The organism is Streptomyces regalis (assembly GCF_001509475.1).
Lineage (GTDB): Bacteria > Actinomycetota > Actinomycetes > Streptomycetales > Streptomycetaceae > Streptomyces > Streptomyces regalis.
The window spans coordinates 1-595 of sequence record NZ_LLZG01000234.1 but is presented as its reverse complement, the minus strand read 5'-3'; the positions used below and the strand labels follow the sequence as shown (position 1 = coordinate 595).

General features: G+C 70.1%; 1 protein-coding gene. It reads right to left on the bottom strand.

Features of this window, described 5'->3' with window-relative positions:
* Position 1 precedes the first annotated feature (1 nt).
* Entirely contained in the window at positions 2-568 is a 567-nt protein-coding gene (locus ADL12_RS24270) for a DM13 domain-containing protein (protein ID WP_062705120.1), read from the bottom strand.
* Between the last annotated feature and the right edge of the window lie 27 nt (positions 569-595).

Below are 595 nucleotides of genomic sequence, written 5' to 3'. Positions count from 1 at the left end.
GTCAGGCACGGGCGAGTTCGGCGGCGCCGAAGGAGACGTCGAACCGGTCGCACCAGATGCTGACGCTGCTGTACCGGGCCGGATCGACGTCTTCGGGCACGACGTAGTTCTGGCTGCCCTTGTTGCCCTTCAGCTTGCCGAGGCTGACGTACTCGCCGTCGTCGAAGACCCCCCAGCCGGCCCGGCCTTCCTTCACCGGCGCGTCCGTCAGCCACACGCGCAGATCCGGCCCGTTGCTGGTGTCGAGGTCCTCCAACCGCACGACATGGGAGCCGTCGGCCAGCCGCACAAGCCTGACCTTGCCCGACGTCGCGTGCTCGTGGCTGACGAGTTCACCGCTCGCCAGCGTCACGGGTCCCGACGGAGCCGGCGCGGAGGACTCCCCGGACGGCGCCGGAACAGGCGACTTCGAGGCGCTCACGGCCTCGGGCAGCGCCTCCTGGACCGTCTCGTCCTGCCACAGCTTCCACGGCTGGAACCAGTACAGCCCGAACCCGGCCCCCGCGACAGCCACCACCAGCAACCCGACCACCCACGGCCTGACCAGCACGGTCCGCACCCGCCCCATCCCGTTCCTCCTCCTGAGAACCATCCG